We start from the raw sequence: 592 nt of genomic DNA, 5'->3' as shown, positions 1-592 counted from the left end.
AAGTCCGTTTCTGGTAGCGGCCTCGTCCGGGTTGGGTGAGGAAGCCTTGGCGGGTGAGGCGTCCGAGGCGGCTGCGGGTGATGTTGACGGATGCCTCGTCGGTGGGCATGCCGAGGAGTTCGTGCAGCTCACGGGCTCGGAACTCTTGATCGGGATGCTGGTTGAAGGTGTTCACGATGGCCTGGTAGGCGCTGTTCGTCTCGGGTGGTGCGGGTTGGCCTCCAGCCGGTGCGAGTTCGGCGATGACCTTCCGGGTGGTGGCCAGATCCGCGAGTCGCGCTTCGGTCTCGGCCAGGAGCTCGATGACGTTCACGCGGCCAGCCCGAGGGTGTCGCGCCAGGACGGAGCGGGTGTGGTGAGGCGGCGGGCCATGTTCGCGATCGAGGCCCAGTAGACGCGCGAGGCGGAGGTATCGGGCCGGTGGTCGTACTCGCGGGCCAGTCGGCGATGCAGCATCAGCGTGCCGTTGACCTGTTCCACGATCCACCTCTTCGGTTGCGGGACGAAACCTTTGCCCTGGTCGGCCGGATTGCGGCGGACGACTTCGACGCCGATGTCCAGCAGGGCACCGTGGATGAGGACCTCGTCCTTG

At 66.7% G+C, this 592-nt stretch carries 1 protein-coding gene and 1 pseudogene; both read right to left on the bottom strand.

Features of this window, described 5'->3' with window-relative positions; all coding sequences use genetic code 11:
* Window positions 1-313: hypothetical protein (locus tag M8J73_RS44600; RefSeq protein ID WP_249829940.1), on the bottom strand; the 313-nt coding region annotated here is incomplete at its 3' end.
* Window positions 310-592, bottom strand: a pseudogene (locus tag M8J73_RS44595) (IS5/IS1182 family transposase); the annotation flags it as partial. The gene M8J73_RS44600 and the pseudogene M8J73_RS44595, both read right to left, overlap by 4 nt.

The sequence above is a fragment of the Streptomyces neyagawaensis genome (assembly GCF_023516595.1).
Classification (GTDB): domain Bacteria; phylum Actinomycetota; class Actinomycetes; order Streptomycetales; family Streptomycetaceae; genus Streptomyces; species Streptomyces neyagawaensis.
This window is presented reverse-complemented; position numbering and strand designations above follow the sequence as displayed.